Here is a 2,739-nt window from a genome sequence, read left to right on the forward strand (position 1 = left end):
TAATTATGGGGGCAATACAGTGAACTTTATAAAAATGAATAAAAAAGAAATCATTATGCTAATAATCTTTACACTGTTTGTACCATTTCAAATTGGCTTGTACATACTATTTGGCATATCACTTTTAGCTAATGTCAATTTAGTTGAATCAGAATTTGTTCTTAGTGCCATCGGTTTTACTGTACCTGCTATTGTAGGAATCATTTGCTTTAGGAAAGAAATTATTGAAAGTTTTACTTATTTTAAAGAGAAGACAATTTTGAAAATAGTAAGTATTCCTATGGTAGTTTTATTTACGTTAATTGTGGAACAGTGTGTTATGTATTTTCTAGCAACTGGTCAACCAGAGAACCAAGAGCAGCTCCTTGAAACGGGTGCAGAGGTACCGCTTGTATTTACATTGCTTGTATTTGGTATTCTGGGTCCAATACTTGAAGAAATTGTGTTTCGCCACATATTAATAAATCGTTTTTCTTACCATATTGGTACTGCTATTGCATCTATCATTTCGATTATGATTTTTACACTTCTTCATACGAACCAACTTTCAGATATTGCTATTTATTTACCTGGATCGTTGATACTTACTGCGGCTTATCTTATTTCTAAAAGATCCATTGCATATGTTATAGCGATACATATGTTAAACAATTGCCTTGCTTTCATTCTGTAAGAAACTAGACTTGTTTCTGATGCCAAAAATATTCTATGTTTCTATCAAGCATTTTTGGCACCAGAACTACTTTTTCTATGACATAAGAAAGCTAATCAAAAATTATAAAATATTAGGAGAGTGTCAGTCATGATTGTAACAACAACTTCTGGAATTCAAGGTAAAGAGATTATTGAGTATATTGATATTGTAAATGGTGAAGCTATTATGGGTGCAAATATTGTCCGCGATTTATTCGCTTCCGTTCGTGATGTTGTCGGTGGCCGTGTTGGTGCTTACGAAAGTAAACTAAAAGACGCTCGTGATATTGCAATGGGCGAAATGAAAGAACTTGCAAAAGAAAAAGGTGCGAACGCTATCGTTGGTATTGACGTAGATTACGAAGTTGTTCGTGATGGAATGTTAATGGTTGCTGTCAGTGGTACAGCTGTACGTATATAAGTAAATAAAAAAACGGTTCCTCTTGGAATTTATACTTTGAGGGGAAATCCTGATTCTGTTGCAGATTTTAAAGAATACAACGAGAAATAATCAACTTTTTTATTTCTCGTTTTATCTACATATTTATTTTTGGAAAAACAATCTAACTCCAAATACTAATAATACGGCGCCTGTAATACCCTCTATTGTACGGTTCACTCTTTCTTTTCTTAAAAAAGTTCTTAATTGACGTATGAGTGAGATGTAAAGTAAATACCATATTGCTGTCAAAGTCGTAAATGTGACTCCTAATAAAAGAAATTGGAGGAAATGATTTTGATTACTCACAATAAATTGGGGTAAAAAACTAAGGAAAAATACAGCGGTTTTTGGATTTAAAATTGCCGTAGTAAATCCTTGTCTAAAGCTTTTAATTGCCCCAATATCCTTAGAGTCCATTTCTGCTGAACCTGACATATCTTCTTTTTTATGTAAGGCACTTTTAATTGACTTTACAGCTAAATAAATTAAATAAACAGCCCCAGCATATTTTATAAATGTAAATAACATAGCAAATTTCATTAAGATAGCAGAAAGTCCTAACGTAGCCATTATTGTATGAATCATCATTCCAGATATCGTTCCTAAAACAGTCTTTATCCCGCCATTTTTACCATGCGAGATAGTATTTTTTGTAACTAGTGCAAAACCAGGACCAGGCATGATTATGATTAACATTGCTGTAAGGATAAATAATAGATAATTTTCCATGTTGTAGTATTTCCTCTCCAATTTTTAGTTTTGCTTACAGTATAGCTTTTTTCATTAAAACATTACATATAAAAGACTTGATCAGAAATTTATTTAGGTTATTCGTATCAATTTGATTAACTATTACCCAATAGCCACATTGATAAAACACATGACAAACTTATATATAATTGCAAGCTCAACTCTCACAAAAAACAGGATGAAAAATAAACAGCAGAACTAGTCCACTGTTTACTTTGCCACACCTTCATGTAATTTTTCTGTATAATCCTTTACATCTTTCCAGCTATCTTTCGCTGTATGTAAATCTTCTTTTATAAACGTAAACTCTTTCGGACTAATTCCTTTTACGTTTTGTAATAAATTATTATACTTTGCACCTACTGTATACCATTGATTTGATATGTTTTGTAGTGCTGTAATTGCTGCATCAATTGTTTCTGTCATGTTTGTTGTTTTATTTTTTACATCAGTCAAAATTACGACTTCTGCTTGTGCTCCTGAAATTCTATCTTTTAAATTGGCGATTTCTCTTTCTGCATTTGCGATATCTTTTTTCGCAACCGCAATCATCGGCCCGCCAGCAAGACATGTTATTAGAGCTACGCAAAGTACGCCACCAGCAATGACCATATCATTACTCTTTTTAATCGAATCGTTATATGTATTTATTTGTTGCTCTAGAGCTGGAATACCAGCATTCGTACTTGCCAATATCGCTGTTAACTGATTTGTATCCTCTTTGAAACTATTTGTATCTTTCGCCATTCTATCGCGAAAAGCTTTCAAATTTCCTAATAATCCATCTACCTCATTTTGATTCTTTACAATATCCGCATACAACTTTTCTAAATCCGCTTTTAATTTTCCACTAT

General features: G+C 32.5%; 3 protein-coding genes and 1 pseudogene. 2 read left to right on the forward strand and 2 right to left on the reverse strand.

The window, feature by feature from the left end; genetic code table 11:
* Positions 1 to 19: 19 nt before the first annotated feature.
* A complete protein-coding gene (locus tag ACQGS6_RS25995; protein ID WP_001009300.1) occupies positions 20 to 673 on the forward strand; it encodes a CPBP family intramembrane glutamic endopeptidase in 654 nt (217 codons plus the stop codon).
* A 129-nt stretch (positions 674 to 802) separates the two neighbouring features.
* On the forward strand, positions 803 to 1,114 hold the full coding sequence (locus tag ACQGS6_RS26000; protein ID WP_426965848.1) for a heavy metal-binding domain-containing protein: 312 nt from the start codon (positions 803 to 805) through the stop codon (positions 1,112 to 1,114).
* 123 nt (positions 1,115 to 1,237) lie between these two features.
* Here ACQGS6_RS26000 and ACQGS6_RS26005 read toward each other — a convergent pair whose 3' ends face one another.
* Both ACQGS6_RS26005 and nheC read right to left on the reverse strand, forming a co-directional pair.
* Positions 1,238 to 1,864, reverse strand: coding sequence for a LysE family translocator (locus ACQGS6_RS26005; protein ID WP_000432987.1), 627 nt, complete (start codon positions 1,862 to 1,864; stop codon positions 1,238 to 1,240).
* A 231-nt stretch (positions 1,865 to 2,095) separates the two neighbouring features.
* Positions 2,096 to 2,739, reverse strand: a pseudogene (gene nheC / locus ACQGS6_RS26010) (non-hemolytic enterotoxin NHE subunit C); the annotation flags it as partial.

Origin of the sequence: Bacillus sp. GMs2/2 (assembly GCF_050172095.1) — a bacterium.
GTDB lineage: Bacteria > Bacillota > Bacilli > Bacillales > Bacillaceae_G > Bacillus_A > Bacillus_A cereus.

Bases quoted from the DNA above. Each gene is read 5' to 3' on its own strand.
- ACQGS6_RS26000 (WP_426965848.1), top strand. From the start codon at position 803: ATGATTGTAACAACAACTTCTGGAATTCAAGGTAAAGAGATTATTGAG.
- ACQGS6_RS26005 (WP_000432987.1), bottom strand. From the start codon at position 1,864: ATGGAAAATTATCTATTATTTATCCTTACAGCAATGTTAATCATAATC.